16 protein-coding genes are annotated in these 19,285 nt (G+C 62.6%); 6 read left to right on the top strand and 10 right to left on the bottom strand.

Features of this window, described 5'->3' with window-relative positions; translation table 11 throughout:
- Positions 1–34 precede the first annotated feature (34 nt).
- Positions 35–379, top strand: a complete 345-nt coding sequence (locus tag LOY22_RS18415) for a YggL family protein (RefSeq protein WP_258594374.1) — start codon at positions 35–37, stop codon at positions 377–379.
- Between the two features lie 60 nt (positions 380–439).
- Here the strand turns inward: LOY22_RS18415 and LOY22_RS18410 are convergent, their stop codons facing one another.
- From LOY22_RS18410 to LOY22_RS18385, 6 genes are all read right to left on the bottom strand, one after another.
- Positions 440–4,096, bottom strand: coding sequence for a transporter substrate-binding domain-containing protein (locus LOY22_RS18410; RefSeq protein WP_258594372.1), 3,657 nt, complete (start codon positions 4,094–4,096; stop codon positions 440–442).
- Positions 4,097–4,104: 8 nt separating this feature from the next.
- Positions 4,105–4,731 carry a response regulator transcription factor gene (locus LOY22_RS18405; protein ID WP_045194987.1) on the bottom strand — a complete coding sequence of 209 codons (627 nt, stop codon included), beginning with the start codon at positions 4,729–4,731 and terminating at the stop codon, positions 4,105–4,107.
- A gap of 291 nt (positions 4,732–5,022) precedes the next feature.
- Positions 5,023–6,354: a deoxyguanosinetriphosphate triphosphohydrolase gene (locus tag LOY22_RS18400; protein ID WP_093387412.1), complete on the bottom strand. Its 1,332-nt coding sequence runs from the start codon at positions 6,352–6,354 to the stop codon at positions 5,023–5,025.
- A gap of 473 nt (positions 6,355–6,827) precedes the next feature.
- On the bottom strand, positions 6,828–7,160 hold the full coding sequence (locus LOY22_RS18395) for a hypothetical protein (protein ID WP_045194984.1): 333 nt from the start codon (positions 7,158–7,160) through the stop codon (positions 6,828–6,830).
- The gene (locus tag LOY22_RS18390) at positions 7,157–7,534 is read right to left on the bottom strand and encodes a phage holin family protein (RefSeq protein ID WP_045194982.1); all 378 of its coding nucleotides are present in this window, start codon (positions 7,532–7,534) and stop codon (positions 7,157–7,159) included. Before LOY22_RS18390 ends, LOY22_RS18395 begins: the two co-directional genes overlap by 4 nt.
- Positions 7,535–7,543: 9 nt before the next feature.
- Positions 7,544–7,858, bottom strand: coding sequence for a YqjD family protein (locus LOY22_RS18385; RefSeq protein WP_045194981.1), 315 nt, complete (start codon positions 7,856–7,858; stop codon positions 7,544–7,546).
- A gap of 303 nt (positions 7,859–8,161) precedes the next feature.
- On the opposite strand from LOY22_RS18385, the gene LOY22_RS18380 reads away from it, so the two are divergent.
- Positions 8,162–9,370, top strand: coding sequence for an ammonium transporter (locus tag LOY22_RS18380; RefSeq protein ID WP_045194978.1), 1,209 nt, complete (start codon positions 8,162–8,164; stop codon positions 9,368–9,370).
- Positions 9,371–9,375: 5 nt separating this feature from the next.
- Here LOY22_RS18380 and LOY22_RS18375 read toward each other — a convergent pair whose 3' ends face one another.
- Positions 9,376–11,334, bottom strand: a complete 1,959-nt coding sequence (locus LOY22_RS18375; protein ID WP_093380714.1) for a monovalent cation:proton antiporter family protein — start codon at positions 11,332–11,334, stop codon at positions 9,376–9,378.
- Positions 11,335–11,512: 178 nt separating this feature from the next.
- Between LOY22_RS18375 and LOY22_RS18370 the strand changes: the two genes are divergently transcribed.
- From LOY22_RS18370 to LOY22_RS18355, 4 genes are all read left to right on the top strand, one after another.
- Positions 11,513–11,749, top strand: coding sequence for a glutaredoxin family protein (locus LOY22_RS18370; protein WP_123565427.1), 237 nt, complete (start codon positions 11,513–11,515; stop codon positions 11,747–11,749).
- Between the two features lie 93 nt (positions 11,750–11,842).
- The gene (locus tag LOY22_RS18365) at positions 11,843–12,274 is read left to right on the top strand and encodes a D-Ala-D-Ala carboxypeptidase family metallohydrolase (RefSeq protein ID WP_213603634.1); all 432 of its coding nucleotides are present in this window, start codon (positions 11,843–11,845) and stop codon (positions 12,272–12,274) included.
- Between the two features lie 92 nt (positions 12,275–12,366).
- Positions 12,367–12,678: a hypothetical protein gene (locus LOY22_RS18360; RefSeq protein ID WP_045194969.1), complete on the top strand. Its 312-nt coding sequence runs from the start codon at positions 12,367–12,369 to the stop codon at positions 12,676–12,678.
- 50 nt (positions 12,679–12,728) lie between these two features.
- Positions 12,729–13,616, top strand: a complete 888-nt coding sequence (locus tag LOY22_RS18355) for a pseudouridine synthase (RefSeq protein ID WP_045194967.1) — start codon at positions 12,729–12,731, stop codon at positions 13,614–13,616.
- 42 nt (positions 13,617–13,658) lie between these two features.
- Here LOY22_RS18355 and LOY22_RS18350 read toward each other — a convergent pair whose 3' ends face one another.
- From LOY22_RS18350 to acnA, 3 genes are all read right to left on the bottom strand, one after another.
- Positions 13,659–15,224 (bottom strand): PAS domain-containing methyl-accepting chemotaxis protein, encoded by a 1,566-nt coding sequence (locus LOY22_RS18350; protein WP_045194965.1) that lies wholly within the window; start codon positions 15,222–15,224, stop codon positions 13,659–13,661.
- A 190-nt stretch (positions 15,225–15,414) separates the two neighbouring features.
- Positions 15,415–16,191, bottom strand: a complete 777-nt coding sequence (locus tag LOY22_RS18345; RefSeq protein ID WP_258594366.1) for a CPBP family intramembrane glutamic endopeptidase — start codon at positions 16,189–16,191, stop codon at positions 15,415–15,417.
- Positions 16,192–16,342: 151 nt separating this feature from the next.
- Entirely contained in the window at positions 16,343–19,084 is a 2,742-nt protein-coding gene (gene acnA / locus LOY22_RS18340) for an aconitate hydratase AcnA (RefSeq protein ID WP_093380729.1), read from the bottom strand.
- Positions 19,085–19,285: the final 201 nt, after the last annotated feature.

Raw genomic sequence — 19,285 nt, 5'->3', positions numbered from 1 at the left:
AGTGCCGCGCGTTAATACTCAAGAGGATTGTTTCATGGCCACTAACCGTTCCCGCCGTCTGCGCAAAAAACTCTGCGTGGATGAATTCCAGGAGCTGGGTTTTGAGCTGAACCTGGATTTCAAGGAAGATCTGTCCGACGAAGCCATTGACGCCTTCCTCGATGCATTCCTGGCTAACGCCATGGATGCCAATGGTCTGGACTATGTTGGCGGCGACGACTTCGGTCTGGTCTGCAAGGCCAGCCGTGGTTCGGTCACTGAAGAGCAGCGCGCTGCTGTTGAAGCCTGGCTCAAGGGCCGCAGCGAACTGACCAAGATTGAAGTCAGCCCGTTGCTGGACGCCTGGTATCCGGAAAAACCGGTCACCCCGGCTTCCTGATCCTGCTGAAACGGCGGCCCCAGTGGCCGCCGTTTTCGTTTCTGCTCCCCCGCCGCCTGTTCAGGTGGTGCCGCTGGAACAGCGCTGCTCCGGCAAGTGTTCGTGCAAATACCCCTGTAATGCCTGCTCAAGCACCGAGAGGATGTGCAGGATCTGCCGTTGCCGACGCTCCAGCATGGCCGGCGCCAGGTTGGCCTGGCAATCGGCCTCGAGCTGTTCGCAGGCGTGGATCAGGCCGTTGGCCTGAATGATCCGCGCCGGGCCGAGAATCTTGTGCGCCTGGCTCATCATTTGCGCTACATCGCGGCCAGGGTCGAGCGCCTTGAGTTGGGCGCCGTCGCGCTTGAAGCTGCGCAGCAGTTCTTCAAGCAACTGGCGCAGGTCGTTGATGCTGTTGCCGACCACAGGCTCCAGCCCTTGCAGATCGAACGGCAACTGCGCAGGGGGCGCCGGCCGGGCGCTCATCAGTGGCGCCCGGGCCAGGCGCTGGCCCAAGGCGTTGAGGCTGATAGGCTTGAGCAAACAATCATCCATGCCGACCTGGCGACAACGTTCGCGCACTTCCGGCTGGGCATTGGCGGTGTAGCCGAGAATGGTGCAGGGTGACCATTGGTACTGTCGCTCGTGGTCGCGCAACGCCTGGGTGAACTGGTAGCCGTTCATTTGCGGCATGTTGCAGTCGACGATTACCACATCGAAGTGCGCCTGACGCCAGGCGTTGAGGCCGCTGAAACCATTGTCGGCACTGGCGTGTTCGAGCCCGAGAAAGTTCAACTGCTGGGCGATCAGCAGCAGGTTTGCCGTATGGTCATCGATCACCAGGATCCGCAGCGCTGGCAGCACCGCACAGGGCACCGCTACGGGGGAGTCCGACTTGGCCGTTTCAGCCAGCAGGGTCAGGGGCATGCTGATGCACGCACGGGTGCCCTGGCCGAACACGCTGTGCAAGCTCAGGTTGCCGCCCATCGACTGGCACAGGTCGCGGCTGATGGCCAGGCCCAGGCCGGTGCCGCTGCGGGCCAGGTTGCTGTCCGGATCGGCCTGGGCGAAGGGCAGGAACAGGCGCTGCTGGTCTTGCGGGCGAATGCCGATGCCGCTGTCCTCGACCGTTATCTTCAGGGTCGGGTGATCCGCTTGCGGGCCGGGCTCCAGAACCAGGTGCACGGTGACCTGACCCTGTTCGGTGAACTTGATCGCATTGCTGACCAGGTTGGAAAGAATCTGCTTGAACCGCAGCGGGTCGAGCAATACTTCGCAGCGTGCTTGCGTGGCGATGTCCAGGTTCAGGCGCAGGTCTTTCTGGCGGGCCACGCCATCGAACACGCGCCCGACCGACTCGACCAGCTCGGCCAGGTTAACGGGCTCTGGTGCCAGGCTCAGGTGGCCGGACTCGATACGGGCCATGTCGAGAATGTCGCCGATCAAGGCCAGCAGTTCTCTCGCCGAGTTGTAGGCCACTTCGATGGCCGGTCGGTCGATATGCCCCTGGTCGCCCCGTTTGAGGGTCAGTTCGAGCATGCCGATGATGGCGTTCATCGGCGTGCGGATTTCGTGGCTGATGGTCGCCAGGAACACGCTTTTGGCGCGATTGGCATCGTCGGCGCGTTGCTTGGCCAGGCGCAGGTCCTGGATCAGCTGGCGGCGCTCGCTGATGTCGATCCAGCCGCCAATGATGCCCTGTACTTCGCCAAGCGAGTCGCGGTAAGGCAGGATCCAGTGGTAGATGGTCAGTTCCCGTTCCCTGAGCAGCAGGGGCCGGTCAACGATCAGCGGAATGCCTTCGCGCATGACCTTCTGGTAATCGGCCTGGATCTGGCTGGCATAGCAGCTGTCGCCCAGGGTGCTGTCCTGGATGCGCTTGCCGAGGACGTCCTCAAGGCGCGCCTGCACCGCTTCCAGGTAACTGTCGTTGCAGCTTTGCAGCAACCCGGCACGATCGCGAACGTACATCGGGTGGGGGGTACCGTTGAGCAGTGCGCGCATGAACTCGAGCTGGTCGTTGAGGGCGCGCTCGGCGGCCTCGCGCTGCTTGATCTGGCGGCGCATCCAGGCGTTCCAGGCCAGCGACAGCAGCAACAGCAGGCTGGTGCCCAGTACAACCTGGAGGATCAGGCGCTGGTACTTCTGCCAATAGGCGTCGGTTTCGGTACTGTAGCCACGCCAGCGGCTGTTGATGATGCCCAGCTCTTCCGGGGCGATGCTCAGCAACGCCTTGTCGAGGATTGACGCCAGCTCCTGGGCGCCTCGCGCCGTGGCCATGGCGAAGGTCGCAGGCTCGGCGCCGACCGAGGCGCGGATCGTCAGGTCGCGCTGGGAGGCCAGGCTGAAGTTGGCGTTAATCAGCGCGGTGATGGCCGCATCGACATGCCCGCTGGCCAGCAGCGAGGTTGAGAAGAAGGTGCTTTCCGTTTCGATCAGCTGGATGCCGGGAAAACGCTGGCGCAAGTCTTCGAACAGCGGGCTGTCGCGGGTCAGGGCCAGGCGCCGGCCGTTCATCTGCTCCAGCGAGTCCGGCTGGTCGCTGCCTTTGCGTGTCAGTAGGACGTAGGAGTTTTCCAGGTAGGGGCGGCTGATCGCCAGGGTGCCCGCGCGCCGCGGGCTGGGGGAAATTGCCGCAATGACATCGGCCTGGTCATGGTTGAGGCGGTCGATCATGTCACTGATGCCGCTGGCCCGTTGTACCTCGAAACGCAACCCGGTGCGCAGGCGGATCAGCTCCAGCAGATCGGCGGCGATGCCGCGAAAATTGCCGGCGCTGTCAAAAAAAGTCAGCGGCGCGGCGGTTTCGTTGACCACCACGCGCACCACCGGGTGGCCGCTGAGCCAGCGCTCTTCGCGTTGCGACAGCTGCAGCTTGCGGTCGGTGAGCAGCACGTCGCTGCCGGCGCTCCAGCGTTTGAAGATGCTTTCGCGGGTGCTGCTGGAGACGCTGTCGAGGGTGGCGTTGATCAGTTCCAGCAAAGGCTGGTTGTTGCGCTGCACGGCAAAGCTGAAACCGACCGGTTCGTGCTTGCCGAAATTGGCCATCTTGATGTTCTGCAAATGGCCCTGGTTGATCAGGTAATGGGTCGAGATGGTGTCACCGAGAAACACATCGGCCTGATCGAAGGCCACGGCGTTGAGGGCGTTCTGGTAGGAGGGGTAGGACTGGATGGTGGCGTCCGGGTAACTGGCCAGTACCTCGTCCATCGGCAGGTAGTGATAGACCATGCTCAGGCGCAGGCCGGCCAGGCCCATGTCGAGCGGGCGCGCCTCGTTCTCGCGAGTGACCAGCACCGGCTGGTCGACCGCGTAGGGCTTGGACAGGGCAATGCCGGGAGTTGCCGCCTCGTAGCCGTTGGTGCTGCCCAGCAGGTCGATCTGCCCTTGGGCCAGGGCCTTGACTGCATCCTGGCGGGTGGCGAAGCGCTTTACCTGGATGGGCAGGTCTAGGGCTGAGCCAATCAACCCGGCGAAATCGGCGGTCAGGCCTTCGTAGTCACGGCCGCTGGCGGTCATGTCGAACGGCGGGTAGTCCGGCGCTGAAGTACCCAGCACCAGCTGGCCCTTGCCCTTGATCCACAGGCGCTGGGCCGGGGTCAGCGACAGTTGCATGGCAATCGGCCCGGCCCGGCTGAACAGGGTGAACGGGCTGGCGGCGACTTCGTCTGCCTGCGTGACATGGCTCAGGCAGGCCAATACGCCGCACAACAACAGGGTCAGGCGCTGCCTAAGCATGAGTGGCCTCACACCAGTGCATTGCGTTTGGCCATTTCAATCAGTTCGACCAGCGAGCTGGCCTTGAGCTTTTGCATCAGCCGTTTCTTGTAGGTGCTGACAGTTTTGTTGCTGAGAAACATGCCCTGGGCAATTTCCTTATTGCTTCGGCCTTGGGCAAATAGTTGCAGCACCATTAACTCGCGGTCATTGACCTGTTTGAAAAGGTCCAGTTCCGAGGCGCAATCTTCGTGTTTGCGTGGCGGATTGATCGCTTGGCTGGGGAAGTAGTTATAACCGGAAAGCACCGCTTTTATCGCACTGAGCAGTTCACTGAGATCTTCTTGTTTGCACACATAGCCGGCAGCACCGGAGTGCATGCAGCGAATGGCAAAGAGTGCCGGCGATTGTGCGGTCAATATCAGGATTTTCAGCGGGATGCCCATGGCGTGAAAGCGTGAGAGCACTTCCAGCCCATCGAGCCGGGGGATGCTGATGTCGAGGATGATCAGGTCCGGCAGGCATTCGCGGACCATTTGCATGGCGTCTACGCCGTTGTCCGATTCGCCGACGACGCGATAGCCCTCATTCTCCAGAAGCATGCGCACCGCCAGGCGGATGACCGGGTGATCGTCGACGATGAATACAGAGTACATGGTGAAGTTTCCATAAAGGTGCCAGAGGGAGAAACGGCACCTTAGCGCAGATAGAACAGGTCGCACATGAACTCAAGGGGAGTTAAATGATATATAGGAAAAGTCCTACTGGTTTTGAAATGTAGGATTACAGGGGTTTCTGTATGGTGGCAGTGTCAATAGTGTTGATAGTAAGTTGATGTTGCGAAGGATAAGGTAAGTTTATTGTTGTTTGCAGTGTGTAGGTGGTTTCTCACGTCTTATCGGCGAAATCGCACTGCCCGAATGCCGGGCAGTACGCTGTGGTCGCGATCAGGTCGGGCTTGAGCGGCCGGTCATTTCGCGGGCCATTTCGCTGGCATAGCTGTCGGTCATCCCGGCGATGAAGTCGATCATGCGCAGGAACGAGCTGTGCAGCGAGGCGTCAGGGTCGGGTGCGTTCTTGCCGAGCAGGTCGAGGATGCGCCGGCTTTTGAACGACGGCGTGCGTCCGCCATGTTGCTCAAGGGCCGCCCCACAGAACGAGTTGAGCAAAATCTCCAGGGTGGTGTAGGCGCCAATTTCGTGCAGGGTCTTGCGTTTATCCTGGAAGATTTTCTTGCGCGCAATGTCCTTGGCCTGCAGCACGCAGCGTTTGGCCGGGCCGTGCATGTGTTCGACCAGATCGCCGCCGAGGGTGCCGGCCAGCAGGGCGTCCTGTTGCTCGACAAAGGCGCGCGCGGCGGCGTTGGTCAGATGTTCGATGGCCTTGCCACGCAGGATCGCCAGCTTGCGTCGGCGCGAATCGTCGGGGCCCAGCTGGCGATAGGTTTCCGGCAGGTCGTCGCCCACCAGGCTGAGCAACAGCGACTCGACCTCGGCATAGTCGAGCAGGTCCATTTCCAGGCCGTCCTCGAGGTCGATCAGCGCATAGCAGATGTCATCGGCGGCCTCCATCAGGTACACCAGCGGATGACGCGCCCAGCGTTGCTCTTCAAGCTGCGGCAGACCGAGCTTGCGGGCGATCTGTTCAAGCAGCGCCAGTTCGCTCTGGTAGCAACCGAACTTGTGCTTCTTGTAGCCCAGGGCGTCGGCATGGCGGGCGGTCCAGGGGTACTTGAGGTAGGTGCCGAGGGTGGCATAGGTCAGCCGGGTGCCGCCGTCGAACTGGTGGTATTCGAGCTGGGTAAGCACGCGAAAGCCCTGGGCGTTGCCTTCGAAGTTGAGGAAGTCGGCGCGTTCGGCCTCGCTCATGGCGTCGAGCCAGCCACGCCCGGCGGCCTGCTGGAACCAGTGGCGGATGGCGTCTTCGCCGGAGTGGCCGAACGGCGGGTTGCCGATGTCATGGGCCAGGCAGGCGGACTGCACGACCATGCCCAGGTCGCTGGGTTCGCACCATTGCGGCAGGCTGGCGCGCAGGGTTTCGCCGACGCGCATGCCCAATGAGCGGCCGACGCAGCTGACTTCCAGGGAGTGGGTCAGGCGGGTGTGGATGTGGTCGTTGCTGGACACCGGATGAACCTGGGTTTTGCGCCCCAGGCGGCGGAAGGCGCCAGAGAAGATGATCCGGTCGTGGTCTTTGTGGAACGGGCTGCGGCCGAGTTCTTCGGGGCTGTGCAGGGGTTTGCCGAGGCGTTCGCGGGTGAGCAGGGTGTGCCAATCCAAGGCCATTTCTCCGGTGCGGGGGGCAGGGGGGTAGCTTCGGGGTTTGGCGCTGGGGGTGCAAGTGGCTTGGTGGGCTTATCCGTTTGGGGTGGGGGATCTGCGGGCCCCTTCCGCCCTTACGGCGGCTTACTTTTTTCAGTCGAAAAAAAAGTAAGCAAAAATTCTCGCCCCACCAGTGGGCCCTGCGCTGCGCTTCGGGTTCCCTCGCTCCGGCGTCGCTACGGGGCATTGCGAACTACGAGTTGCAAGCAACTCTACGTTTCGCAACTACGGCTAACGCCGAAGGTGCTGCGCACTCGCCCCTTCGCAACACCTGCACTCGGCCCTTCTGGTTAACGGGGCCGGTGGATCAAGATCAAAAGCAGATCAAGATCAAGAGCACAATTCGCTTCGCTCTTGCTAAGCGTGTACTTCTGTGGGAGCGGGCTTGACCCGCGATCGAGCGCGCAGCGGTCGTAGTTCAGGCGCTGCACTTAACGCTTGCTACCAGCCCCTTGCATGGCCAGCTTCAACAATGGAATCAAGCTGGTCCCCAGGCGCACCAGGCGGCTGACGCTGCCGCTGCGGGCGCCTTTGCCGGTCAGGAAACCCAGCAGCACCACGGCGCCAATACCCCACAGCGGCGCGTGCTTGATACCCAGGCCGCCTTGCAGCGAATCGCCCATGGCGCGCAAGCGGGTCAGGGGGTTGAGCAGTTGCCCGGATTCGTGGCGAATTTCCTGGCGGTGCATCTCCAGACGCAGGCGTACCAGGGCCTTGCGCAATTCGCGGCGGTTGGTGGTTTGCGGCAGTTCTGGCAGGCTCATGGCAACAGGCGCTCCCGGTCCTTGGCAAGTTCTTCGAGGGTCGAGCTGAACGGCGACGATTCATCGAACACCGCTGCCTTCAGGCGCAGGCCGCAAAACACTGCGGCAAGCCCGTAAAACACGCACAGGCCGATGATGCCGGCCAGGCGGTAGCTGTCCCAGAGCATCACCAGCACCAGGCCGGAGAGGGCGGTCAACAGCAGCAGGGCAAACACCAGGGCCAGCCCGGCGAACAGCAGCAGGCTCAGGGTTCGGGCTTTCTGCTCCTGCAGTTCGATGCCGAACAATTCGACATGCCCATGCAACAGGCCCAGTACTGCCGCGCCCAGGCGCTTGCTGGAGGGGCCGGCACCGGCCAGTGGTTCGCTTTCCATGCTCGGTCCTCAGCGGCGGGTGGCCAACAGGCCGATCAGAAACCCTACGCCGGCGGCAATGCCGATCGACTGCCAGGGGTTGCTCTGCACGTAGTCTTCGGTGGCGCTCAGGGCCGCCTGGCCGCGCTCGCGGACCGAGTCCTGGGTCAGTTGCAGGGTTTCCCGGGCGCGCAGCAGGCTGTCGTGGATCTGCTCGCGCAGGTCGTCGGCCTGATCGCCGGCCAGGGTTGCAGTGTGTTCCAGCAGCTTCTCGGTATCGCGTACCAGGGCCTGGAAGTCAGCCATCAATATGTCTTGAGCAGTCTTTGCCGATTTGCTGGCCATGGGGCTCTCCCTAACAGTGTGTGTGGCTATTTCGAGTCGTGGGCGCGGGCGAAGGTTCAAGTGCAATTGGCTGGTACAGCTTTTGCTTTGCCTTGGTGCGCCAGGACCGGTGCCCGCGCCGATTGTGGGCGCGGGCCCTTACCGGACCTGTAAACCTTAACCCAATCCACGACAAACCCAAGGAAAAACTCCCGTATCACCCGGATCGGCCAGGGAGGTGGCCGTCACAACGATCCAGGCTGGTGCACCAAGGAGTACTTCTGGGCTGTCTTGGTGCTTTTTTTTTGCAGGCCTGCCGACTCCATGGAAAATTTGCAAAGCGCGGTGGACACCCTGGTCCACGGTTCCAACACGCTGTTCATCCTGCTGGGGGCGGTGATGGTCCTGGCCATGCACGCAGGCTTCGCCTTCCTCGAGGTGGGCACGGTGCGGCACAAGAACCAGGTCAATGCCTTGTCGAAGATTCTCAGCGACTTTGCCGTCTCGACTCTGGCGTACTTTTTTGTCGGCTACTGGATTTCCTATGGCGTGAGTTTTCTCCAGCCGGCCCAGGTATTGAGCCAGGAGCATGGCTATAGCCTGGTGAAGTTCTTCTTCCTGTTGACCTTTGCCGCAGCCATTCCGGCGATTATCTCCGGTGGCATTGCCGAGCGGGCGCGCTTTGCCCCGCAATTGTGCGCCACGGTGCTGATCGTTGCCTTCGTCTATCCGTTTTTCGAAGGCATCGTCTGGAATGGCAACTTCGGCCTGCAAGCCTGGCTGACGGCACGCTTTGGCGCAGGCTTTCATGACTTTGCCGGCTCCGTGGTGGTGCATGCCATGGGCGGCTGGCTGGCGCTGGCGGCGGTATTGTTGCTGGGGCCGCGCAACGGCCGCTATCGCGACGGCAAGCTGGTGGCCTTTGCGCCGTCGAATATTCCGTTTCTTGCCCTGGGTTCGTGGATTCTGATTGTCGGCTGGTTCGGCTTCAACGTCATGAGCGCGCAAACCCTGCAAGGGGTTAGTGGCCTGGTGGCGGTCAATTCCTTGATGGCCATGGTCGGCGGTACTGTCGCCGCCTTGCTGGTCGGGCGTAACGACCCGGGCTTCCTGCATAACGGCCCGCTGGCCGGGCTGGTAGCGGTGTGCGCAGGTTCTGACCTGATGCACCCGGTGGGGGCGCTGGCCACAGGGGCGATTGCCGGGGCCTTGTTTGTCTGGTGTTTTATTGCCGCGCAGAACACCTGGAAGATCGACGACGTACTGGGCGTGTGGCCGCTGCATGGTTTGTGCGGGGTATGGGGCGGGATCGCCTGTGGAATCTTCGGTCAGAGCGCGCTGGGTGGTTTGGGTGGGGTGAGCCTGGCCAGCCAGCTGATCGGCAGCCTGGCCGGGGTGCTGGTGGCGTTGCTCGGTGGCTTTGCCGTATATGGCAGCATCAAGTTGCTGCACGGCTTGCGCCTGAGTCAGGAGCAGGAGTACTACGGCGCCGACCTGTCGATTCACAAGATCGGCGCCACCAGTCAGGACTGAACGGCTCAGCGCCCGGCGAGCAAGCGCGCCTCGCAGGCTTCTACCGCGCTCAATGGGCCGCTGACCAATACGGCATCGCCGGCGTGCAGGCAGGTGCCGGTGTCGACATTCAGCTCCTCGCCCTGGCGCTGTACCGCCTGCAACTCAACGCCCAGTTGCTCCAGGCCCAGCTCGCTCAAGGGACGGCCGCAGGCGTAGGCTTCGGCGCCGAGGTTGACTGCGTGCATCATCGCCTTGGGCAGGCCCTCGCTGTCGACCGGGCTGGTCTGGGCGCCATGGTAGAAGGCATGCAGCAAGCGGTAGCGGGTCTTGCGTACTTCATCGACACGCTGCTGCACCTGCTCTTGCGGCAGGCCGAGCATGACCAGGGCGTGGGAGGCCAGCATCAGGCTGGATTCAAGCAGCTCCGGGACCACCGCCGTGGCGCCGGCGGCGCGCAGTTCTTCACGCTGGCTGTCATCACGGGTTCGCACCAGGATCTGCACCTGGGCGTGCCGCTCGCGGGCGGCTTTCAACACGCTCAGGGCAATGTCGGTCTTGTCCACGGCAATCACCAGCAGGCGCGCGCGTTCAAGGCCGATGGCGGTGAGCAGTTCGCCGCGCCGCGAGTCGCCGTAATGCACGCAGTTTTCCCCGGCGGCAGCTTCCTGAACGCGCACCGGGTCGTCATCCAGGGCAATGAAGGCGATGTTCTCGCGCCGCAGGAATCGCCCGATCGATTGGCCGACGCGGCCGTAGCCGCAGATCAGCACGTGGCCATTCATTGCCGCGCTTTGCGCTTCGATCTCTTCCAGGTGGATCTCCTGGTTGGGCTTGCGGTGCAGGCGGGCGGCGATGCTCGGCGCTGCGCGCAGCAGTAGCGGGGTGACCAGCATCGAGCAGAAGGTCGCGGCCAGCAGCAGGTTGCCCAGCTCTTCTGGCAGCAGGCGGGTCTGTTGCATCTGCGCCATCAGGGCGAAACAGAACTCGCCACCCTGGGCCAGGGCCAGGCCGCTGCGCCAGGCGGTCTCGGCATCACTGCCGCGCAAGCGCACCAGGGCGGCCACCACCACACCTTTGATCAGCAGCAGGGCGAGGGTCAGGGCAAGCAGTTGCCAGCCGTGGCTGGCGAACAACTGCAGGTCGATGAGCATGCCGATACTGACGAAGAACAGCCCGAGCAGAATGTCGCGGAACGGGCGGATATCGGCTTCGATCTGATGGCGATAATTGCTTTCACCCAGCAACATGCCAGCGAGAAACGCGCCCAGGGCCGGGGACAACCCCAGCAGGTGGGTCAGCCAGGCGGTCAACAGCACGATCACTAGCGCCAGCAAGACGAACAGCTCAGCTGAGTGCGAGCTGGCCACCTCATGGAACAGCCGCGGCAGCAGCCAGCGGCTGGCCAGCAGCAGGCCGAAGAAGAGGATCACGGTCTTGCCCAGGGTCAGCGGCAAAGCCCAGTACCAGGCCTGGCCGCCTTGACCGGCAAACACCGGGACCAGGGTCAGCAGCAGCACCGCCACCACGTCCTGGAACAGCAGCACGCCGATGGCATTCTGGCCATGGCTGCTGAAGATTTCGCCAAGGCTGGTCAGCTCCTTGCTGACGATCGCCGTCGACGACAGCGCCAGGCCTGCGCCGAGCATCAGGGCGACGTTGGGTTGCATACCGAGCAGCACCAGCAGGCCGGCGAGGAGGATGCTGGTGCAGATCACCTGCAGGCTGCCGAGGCCAAACACCACCTTGCGCAAGGCGAGCATTTTCGACAGGGAAAATTCCAGTCCCAGGGAAAACAGCAAAAACACCACACCCATTTCAGCCAGGTCCGGCAGCTCTTCGCTTTCGTTGACCCAGTCCAGGGCGGTAGGGCCGACGAACAGGCCGACACACAAATAGCCAAGTACCGGTGGCAACTTCAGGCGCCGGAAGAACGCGATGACGACCAGCGATGAGGCCAGGATGATCAACAGGTTGGCAAACACAAAACACTCCCTTGCGAAAACAGCGAAAAAACCATTAAGTCTGAACGACTTACGCGATTTGGCCGTTGATGTACATCAGCACTTCATTGCCGTTGGCCGGCTTCAGGGGCGGCGCTCGACTGGCCCCGATTGCAGACCTAGAATAATGATCCGTTCCTACAGATGCTGGTACCCATAAATGCCTCCTGAATGCCAATTGTTCGGCACCTTGGGTTGTCACCTGTGCGAAGTGGCCGAGGCGCTGCTGATGCCGTTTGTCGAGCATGGCCTGATGGTCGAACTGGTCGATATCGCCGAGCACGAGGGGATGATCGACACCTATGGCCTACTCATTCCGGTGCTGCGTAGATGTGATACCGGTGCAGAGTTGAACTGGCCGTTTGACCCTGAACAGGTGGTGACCTTCTTGCAGTAAAGCAGGGGGCGCGGGGAGCGGCTTCCTGTCGTGCGTTGATTCAATGGTGCGAGGACAATCCCTGGTGAATACACAACGCCAAGGAATGGTCCCATGCAGCTGTCCGCACATTTTTCCCTCGCCGAGATGATTACCTCGGAGACTGCCGCTCGTCGTGGTATCGACAATACCCCCGAAGCGCAGGTCATCAGTAACCTGCAACGACTGTGCACTGTGCTTGAAGAGGTTCGCCGCCTGGTCGGCCGGCCGATTAGAGTCAGCAGCGGCTACCGTTCGCAGGCCCTCAACAAGGCAATCGGTGGCTCGCCCAGGAGTGCGCATACCCTCGGCCTGGCGGTGGATATCAATGTGACCGGGCTGGCGCCGAGCGAACTGGCCAGGCGAATCAAGGACAGTGAGGTGATGTTCGATCAGTTGATCCTCGAATACGACCAGTGGGTGCACTTTGGCCTCAGCACGCAAGTGCCACGCCGTCAGGTGCTGACCATTCGCCGCGGTAGTGGCTACCTGCCGGGTCTGGTCTGACAGCTGTCGTCTGATTGACGCAGGCGACTTCTCTGAATATGCTGTATATAAATACAGTAAAGGGATGGCGCTTGCGTCGAGGGTCCGGATCAATGGTCAATGTCGAACAACTGAAATACTCCGTCAATCGCATGGCTGTCGAGGTCGTGAGTGAAGCGGTGCTCGAGTTGCGCCTTGACGGCCTGGTGCTGGAAGGCAAGACGCCGTTCAATAAAGTGCATTTCAATACCTGCTTCGCCGAGATCGAGGCGCTGTTCCAGCGCGCGGGTTACCACCGGCCGCTGGATGTGGTCGGTTACCAGGGGTTGTTGTACGCCCTTTACGACCCCGGCCGCTGGGAGGCGGTCGAGGTGCTGCGCTGGCTCAAGGAGTTCACCGAGGCTGCAGCCACCGAAGCTGGCTGAGCGGGCGGGCATGGGCGATAATGCCCGGTCCTTTCGTCCTGAGTGTTCCCATGGCCACGCCTCCCTTCGATCCGGCACAGCATCAAGCCAGTACTGTCTGCCTGCCGCCCGGCAACTGGGCGACGGTGGTCGATTGCCTGAGCGAGCACTTCAAGGCCATCGGTCGCGAGCAGTGGCTCGATCGTATCGCCCGCGGCCGGGTGCTCGATGCCCAGGGTGCGCCGATCAATGCCGCGCTTGCCTACCGTCCGGGCCTGCGCATTCACTACTTTCGTGAAGTGCCGAACGAAAAACCGATCCCGGTCGAAGAGGCCATCCTGCACATCGATGAGCACCTGGTGGTTGCCGACAAGCCGCATTTCCTGCCAGTCACCCCGACCGGCGAGTATGTCGAGCAGACCTTGCTGCGCCGGCTGATCCGCCGCCTGGACAATCCCCACCTGGTGCCCTTGCACCGCATCGACCGGCACACCGCCGGGCTGGTGCTGTTCTCGGCCAACCCGCAGAGCCGTTCGGCCTATCAGTCGCTGTTTCCCAACCGGCAGATCGACAAGCGCTACCAGGCCATCGCCCGCGCCTTGCCCGAGCGTGAGTTTCCACTGGTGCACAAAAGTCGCCTGGTCAATGGCGAGCCGTTCTTCCGCATGCAGGAAGTGGAAGGGGTGAGCAACAGCGAAACCCTCGCCCAGGTGCTGGAGAAGAATGGCGAGCTGTGGCGCTACGGGCTGTCGCCGGTGACCGGCAAGACGCACCAGCTGCGCGTGCACATGACCGCCCTGGGCGCGAGCATTTGCAACGATCCGTTCTATCCGGACATCGTCCAGGGGCCGGACGACTACAGCAAGCCACTGAAGCTGCTGGCGCACAGCCTGCGTTTCAATGACCCGTTGAGCGGTGCAGAGCGATACTTTGAAAGCCGGCTGACGCTCGACTGGTAAGGCGGGGAGCCGCGCACCGCCAATGGCGATGCGCGGCCGGGCTTAGCGGTTGAAGCGTTCCACCAGCGAGTACTGGCTGGTGGCGGTGCGGGTCAGTTCTTCGCTGAGCAGCGCCGAGTGCTGGGCCTGTTCCGAGGTCTGGTCGGCCAGCTGGGCGATGGTGCTGATGTTGCGGCTGATCTCGTCGGCCACCGCAGTCTGCTCTTCAGTGGCAGCAGCAATTTGCGTGGCCATGTCGGTGATGTTGGCTACCGCTTCGCTGATGCCGACCAATGCCTGGTCGGCTTCCATCACCCGTGCAACGCCTTCTTCAGCCTGGCGATGACCGCTTTCCATGGTCTGCACGGCGCTGTTGGCAGTCTGTTGCAGTTTGGCGATCAGGCCGTGGATCTGCCCGGTGGATTCGGCGGTGCGTTGCGCCAGCTGGCGCACTTCGTCGGCCACTACGGCAAAGCCGCGGCCCATCTCACCGGCCCGGGCCGCTTCGATGGCGGCGTTCAGGGCCAGCAGGTTGGTCTGGTCGGCAATGCCCTTGATCACATCGACCACGCCACCGATTTCGTCGCTGTCGCGAGCCAGCTGAGTCACGGTCAGGCCGGTCTCGCCGACGGCAGCCGACAGGCGCTGGATGGCTTCGCGGGTTTCCCCGGCGATGTCACGGCCGCGCCCGGTCAGGCGATTGGCTTCCTGAGTGGCATCGGCCGTGCGCTGGACGTGGTTGGCCACTTCCTGGGTGGTGGCGGCCATCTGGTTGACGGCGGCGGCAACCTGTTCGGTTTCCACGCGCTGGCGTTCCAGGCCCGAGGAGCTGTTGTGGGCCAGGGTGTCGGACTGGCGCGCCTGCTCGTTGAGGTGCTCGGCGGTATCCTGCAGGCGGGTCAGGCAGGTTTTCATCCGCGCATCCTGGCTGAGCATGGCCATTTCCAGGCGCGCCTGCACGCCGCGGCTGTCGGTGTACATCTGCGCGATCAGCGGGTCGGAAGTGGCTTGTTCGGCCAGGCGCAGCAGGCGCTTGAGGCCGCGTTGCTGCCAGCTCAGGCCAAGCAGGCCGAGCGGCACCGAAAGGCCGGCGGCCAGGGCAAAGCCCCAGGAATGGCCGAGCCAGTTGCCGATCAGGAAGCCGATCTGGCTGATGAGGATGAACGGCAGCCAGTCCTGCACCACCGGCAGCCACTTGTCGCGGCGCGGAATGGCCGGCTTGCCCTGGTTGATGCGCTGGTACAGCGCTTCGGCGCGGCGTACCTGTTCGGCGGTGGGCTTGACCCGCACCGATTCGAAGCCCACCACCTGGTTGCTCTCGAACACCGGCGTAACATAGGCGTTGACCCAGTAATGGTCACCCGACTTGCAGCGGTTCTTGACGATGCCCATCCATGGCAGGCCTTGCTTGAGCGTGGTCCACATATGCGCAAACACAGCAGGCGGCACATCCGGGTGGCGGACCAGGTTGTGCGGTGCGCGCATCAGCTCCTCGCGGGAGAAGCCGCTGATTTCGACGAAGGCGTCGTTGCAGTAAGTGATAACGCCCTTGGCATCAGTGGTCGAAATCAACCGTTGCTGAGCTGGGAAAGTCCGTTCGCGCTGGGTAATCGGCTGGTTGTTACGCATTAGCTGTTCAATCCGCAAGGCTTTCGAGAGGTATCGGCACGCCGGGGGTTTTGTTGAATGAATATTTGCAGGGCTTGATTTCGATCAATGAGTCCTGATCTGACCTGCGCTAAGTCACTCGTGCAAAGTTCAACAAATTAGCTGCATTCTTTCATGTTTTTGACACAAAAGTCAGCTAATGACCGCAAGTTCACAACGGCGCCAGCATCGGGTAACTGAAACCGGCGAAATGCGCCAGGTTCAGGCCGAAATGGCAGAGTACTGCGGCGAAAATGCCGCCATGACGGTATGCCAGGCCGTAGCCGACACCGGCAAGCCCAGCCAGCAGCACCCATTGCCAGCCGCCACCAAGATGGGCCAGGCCGAACAGGCTGGCGGCCAGCAGCAGGGCCAGGTTCTGGTTTTTCAGCAGGCGTTGCAGGCCGCCCTGGATGTAGCCGCGAAACAGCAGCTCTTCGGTCAGGCACACCAGCAGCAGGTTGTTCATGGCCCAGATCCACGCCTGTTCAGGCCACTTCGGCGCCCAGGCGATCATTGCCAGCAGCCAGGCGCCGCCCAGGCAGACCGCGATGACCAATGGCAAGGTCCAGGCCAGGCTCGCCAGTGGGCGCTTGTTCTTCAGGGCCAGCACCCAGGGGCACGCCAGCAGCAGCCAGAAGCCGATCAGCGGCTTGTCGAGGTTCAGGTACATGGAGAAGGGCAGGGCTTCGCTGCTAAAACGCACCTTGTCGATGACCTTGGCGCCGCTGAAACCGGGCAGCATGTGCAGGGCCAGGGCAAAGGCCAGGAGCACGAACAGGGCATGGCCGACCAGCTTTTGCCAGAGGCTCGCGCGGCGTACCAGCAAGCCTGCACACAGCAGGGCAATCAGGGTGGGCAGGTCCAGCAGGCCGAGGTTGCCCTTGAGCAGGGCGAAGAGGTAACCGAGGCCGAGCAGCGCCAGGCCGATCCATTGCGGGGCAAGCATGAGACATCCTTTGAAAAGCAAAACGTGAAACCTTCGACTGCGCTTTTACAATCGAGGACACGCCACTCGGCCATCCTTTGGCCATTACTGCTTATCGTACGTGGTCTGCTCCATCAGGCAAAGGCCCGGTCACAGGGACCGGGCCGTTACTTCAGGCTGCGATCAATTGCCGCAGTACATAGTGAAGAATCCCGCCGGCCTTGAAGTACTCCACTTCATTGAGGGTATCGATGCGGCACAGCACTTCGATCTGCTCCTGGCGACCGTCCTCGCGGGTGATCTTCAGGTTCAGGGTCATGTGCGGCTGCACCTTTGCATGGCTCAGGCCAAGAATGTCGATACGCTCGCGGCCGTCCAGGGCCAGGCTCTTGCGGTTCTGCCCGGGCTTGAATTGCAACGGCAACACGCCCATGCCCACCAGGTTGGAGCGGTGGATGCGTTCGAAGCTCTCCGCCAGCACCGCCTTGACCCCCAGCAGGTTGGTGCCCTTGGCGGCCCAGTCGCGGCTGGAGCCGGTGCCGTATTCCTGGCCGGCAATCACCACCAGTGGCGTGCGATCGGCCTGGTAGCGCATGGCCGCGTCGTAGATCGCCATCTTCTCGCCGGTGGGCACATAGAGAGTGTTGCCGCCTTCTTCACCGCCGAGCATCTCGTTGCGAATGCGGATATTGGCGAAGGTGCCGCGCATCATCACTTCATGGTTGCCCCGGCGTGAGCCGTAGGAGTTGAAGTCGCGCGGCTCGACGCCTTTTTCCCGCAGGTAACGTCCGGCCGGGCTGTCTGCCTTGATGTTGCCGGCCGGGGAAATGTGGTCGGTGGTCACCGAATCGCCCAGCAGGGCCAGGACCCTGGCGCCGTGAATATCCTCGATGACCGGCAGCGGCCCGGTAATGTCGTCAAAGAACGGCGGATGCTGGATGTAGGTGGAATCGTCCTGCCAGACATAGGTGGCCGCCTGCGGTACTTCGATGGCTTGCCATTGGGCGTCGCCGGCAAACACCTCGGCGTACTCCTTGTGGAACATCGCGGTATCGACGCTGGCCACGGCGTCGGCAATTTCTTTCTGGCTGGGCCAGATGTCGCGCAGGTACACCGGCTGGCCATCCTTGCCGACGCCCAGCGGTTCGCGGCTGATATCCACGCGCACGCTGCCGGCCAGGGCATAGGCGACCACCAGCGGTGGCGAGGCCAGCCAGTTGGTTTTCACCAGCGGGTGCACGCGGCCCTCGAAGTTGCGGTTGCCCGAGAGCACCGAGGCGACGGTGAGGTCGGCGCTGGTGATGGCTTTTTCGATGGCGTCGTCCAGCGGGCCGGAGTTGCCGATGCAGGTGGTGCAGCCATAGCCCACCAGGTCGAAGCCCAAGGCGTCGAGGTATTGGGTCAGGCCGGCGGCCTTGTAGTAGTCGGTAACCACCTTGGAGCCGGGGGCCAGCGAGCTCTTGACCCAGGGCTTGCGCTGCAGGCCTTTTTCCACTGCCTTTTTCGCCACCAGCCCGGCTGCCATCATCACGCTGGGGTTGGAGGTGTTGGTGCAGGAGGTGATCGCCGCGATCACCACCGCGCCGTTTCTGAGCAGGTGTTGCTGGCCCTGGTATTCATAGCTGACTTCACCGGCCTGGTCGGCATTGCCCACCGCCACGCCGCCACCGCCTTCGCTTTCAAGGCGACCTTCTTCCTTGCTCGAGGGCTTGAGTTGCAGGCCGATGAAGTCATCGAAGGCCTGGCTGACATTGCCCAGGGCGACACGGTCTTGCGGGCGCTTGGGCCCGGCCAGGCTCGCTTCGACTTCGTTCATGTCCAGGGCCAGGGCGTCGCTGAACACCGGCTCCTGGCCGGGCAGGCGCCACAGGCCCTGGACTTTGCAGTAAGCCTCGACCAGTTTCACCGTGGCTTCAGGACGGCCCGACAGGCGCAGGTAATCGAGGGTGATCTGGTCGACCGGGAAGAAGCCGCAGGTGGCGCCATACTCCGGTGCCATATTGGCGATGGTGGCGCGGTCAGCCAGGGGCAGGTCGGCCAGGCCGTCGCCGTAGAACTCGACGAATTTGCCGACCACGCCCTTTTTACGCAGCATCTGCGTGACGGTCAGCACCAGGTCGGTGGCGGTGATGCCTTCGCGCAGCTTGCCGGTCAGCTTGAAACCGATCACTTCCGGGATCAGCATCGACACCGGCTGGCCGAGCATTGCAGCCTCCGCCTCGATACCGCCGACGCCCCAGCCGAGCACGCCCAGGCCGTTGATCATGGTGGTGTGCGAGTCGGTGCCGACCAGGGTGTCGGGGAAGGCGTAGGTGCGCCCGTCTTCTTCACGGGTCCAGACGGTGCGCCCCAGGTACTCGAGGTTGACCTGGTGGCAGATACCGGTGCCCGGCGGCACCACGCTGAAGTTGTCGAAAGCATTCTGGCCCCAGCGCAGGAAGGCGTAGCGTTCGCCGTTGCGCTGCATTTCGATGTCGACGTTCTGGGCAAAGGCCTGCTGGCTGGCGTAGCGGTCGACCATCACCGAGTGATCGATGACCAGGTCCACCGGCGACAACGGGTTGATCCGCTGCGGGTCGCCGCCGGCCTTGGCCATGGCCGCGCGCATGGCGGCTAGGTCGACCACCGCCGGTACGCCGGTAAAGTCCTGCATCAGCACCCGCGCCGGGCGGTACTGGATTTCGCGGTCGGAACGCCGCTCCTTGAGCCAGTTGGCCAGCGCCGAAAGGTCGCCGCTGGTGACGGTCTTGCCGTCTTCCCAGCGCAGCAGGTTTTCCAGCAGCACTTTCAGCGACATCGGCAGGCGCTGCAGGTCGCCGAGGCTGTGGGCAGCGTCGGGCAGGCTGTAATAGTGGTAGAGACGATCATCGACCGTCAGGGTCTTGAGGGTTTTCAGGCTATCGAGCGAGGGCATTACCAACTCCTTCTGCGCCGGTGATCGGCAATCTTCCCTGCTGTCGCCGGTTCACCGCCTCTGTGACAGTCCGCACGGCACGGACCTGGCTGAACGGTCAGGGTAGCCCTGTTTGGCGGACCTGACCATGTACTGGACCGGCCGGAAGTGTCGCAGGTTCCGATCTTCCTTTATCATTCGCCGATTTACCGGCGCTGCGTA

The sequence above is a fragment of the Pseudomonas sp. B21-035 genome (genome assembly GCF_024748945.1).
Taxonomy (GTDB): Bacteria; Pseudomonadota; Gammaproteobacteria; order Pseudomonadales; family Pseudomonadaceae; genus Aquipseudomonas.
Note: the sequence above shows the minus strand (reverse complement) of the source record. Positions and strands in the feature narration are given on the sequence as shown.

Bases quoted from the DNA above. Each gene is read 5' to 3' on its own strand.
- LOY22_RS18415 (WP_258594374.1), top strand. From the start codon at position 35: ATGGCCACTAACCGTTCCCGCCGTCTGCGCAAAAAACTCTGCGTGGAT.
- LOY22_RS18410 (WP_258594372.1), bottom strand. From the start codon at position 4,096: ATGCTTAGGCAGCGCCTGACCCTGTTGTTGTGCGGCGTATTGGCCTGC.
- LOY22_RS18405 (WP_045194987.1), bottom strand. From the start codon at position 4,731: ATGTACTCTGTATTCATCGTCGACGATCACCCGGTCATCCGCCTGGCG.
- LOY22_RS18395 (WP_045194984.1), bottom strand. From the start codon at position 7,160: ATGAGCCTGCCAGAACTGCCGCAAACCACCAACCGCCGCGAATTGCGC.
- LOY22_RS18390 (WP_045194982.1), bottom strand. From the start codon at position 7,534: ATGGAAAGCGAACCACTGGCCGGTGCCGGCCCCTCCAGCAAGCGCCTG.
- LOY22_RS18385 (WP_045194981.1), bottom strand. From the start codon at position 7,858: ATGGCCAGCAAATCGGCAAAGACTGCTCAAGACATATTGATGGCTGAC.
- LOY22_RS18380 (WP_045194978.1), top strand. From the start codon at position 8,162: ATGGAAAATTTGCAAAGCGCGGTGGACACCCTGGTCCACGGTTCCAAC.
- LOY22_RS18370 (WP_123565427.1), top strand. From the start codon at position 11,513: ATGCCTCCTGAATGCCAATTGTTCGGCACCTTGGGTTGTCACCTGTGC.
- LOY22_RS18365 (WP_213603634.1), top strand. From the start codon at position 11,843: ATGCAGCTGTCCGCACATTTTTCCCTCGCCGAGATGATTACCTCGGAG.
- LOY22_RS18360 (WP_045194969.1), top strand. From the start codon at position 12,367: ATGGTCAATGTCGAACAACTGAAATACTCCGTCAATCGCATGGCTGTC.
- LOY22_RS18355 (WP_045194967.1), top strand. From the start codon at position 12,729: ATGGCCACGCCTCCCTTCGATCCGGCACAGCATCAAGCCAGTACTGTC.
- LOY22_RS18350 (WP_045194965.1), bottom strand. From the start codon at position 15,224: ATGCGTAACAACCAGCCGATTACCCAGCGCGAACGGACTTTCCCAGCT.
- LOY22_RS18345 (WP_258594366.1), bottom strand. From the start codon at position 16,191: ATGCTTGCCCCGCAATGGATCGGCCTGGCGCTGCTCGGCCTCGGTTAC.
- acnA (WP_093380729.1), bottom strand. From the start codon at position 19,084: ATGCCCTCGCTCGATAGCCTGAAAACCCTCAAGACCCTGACGGTCGAT.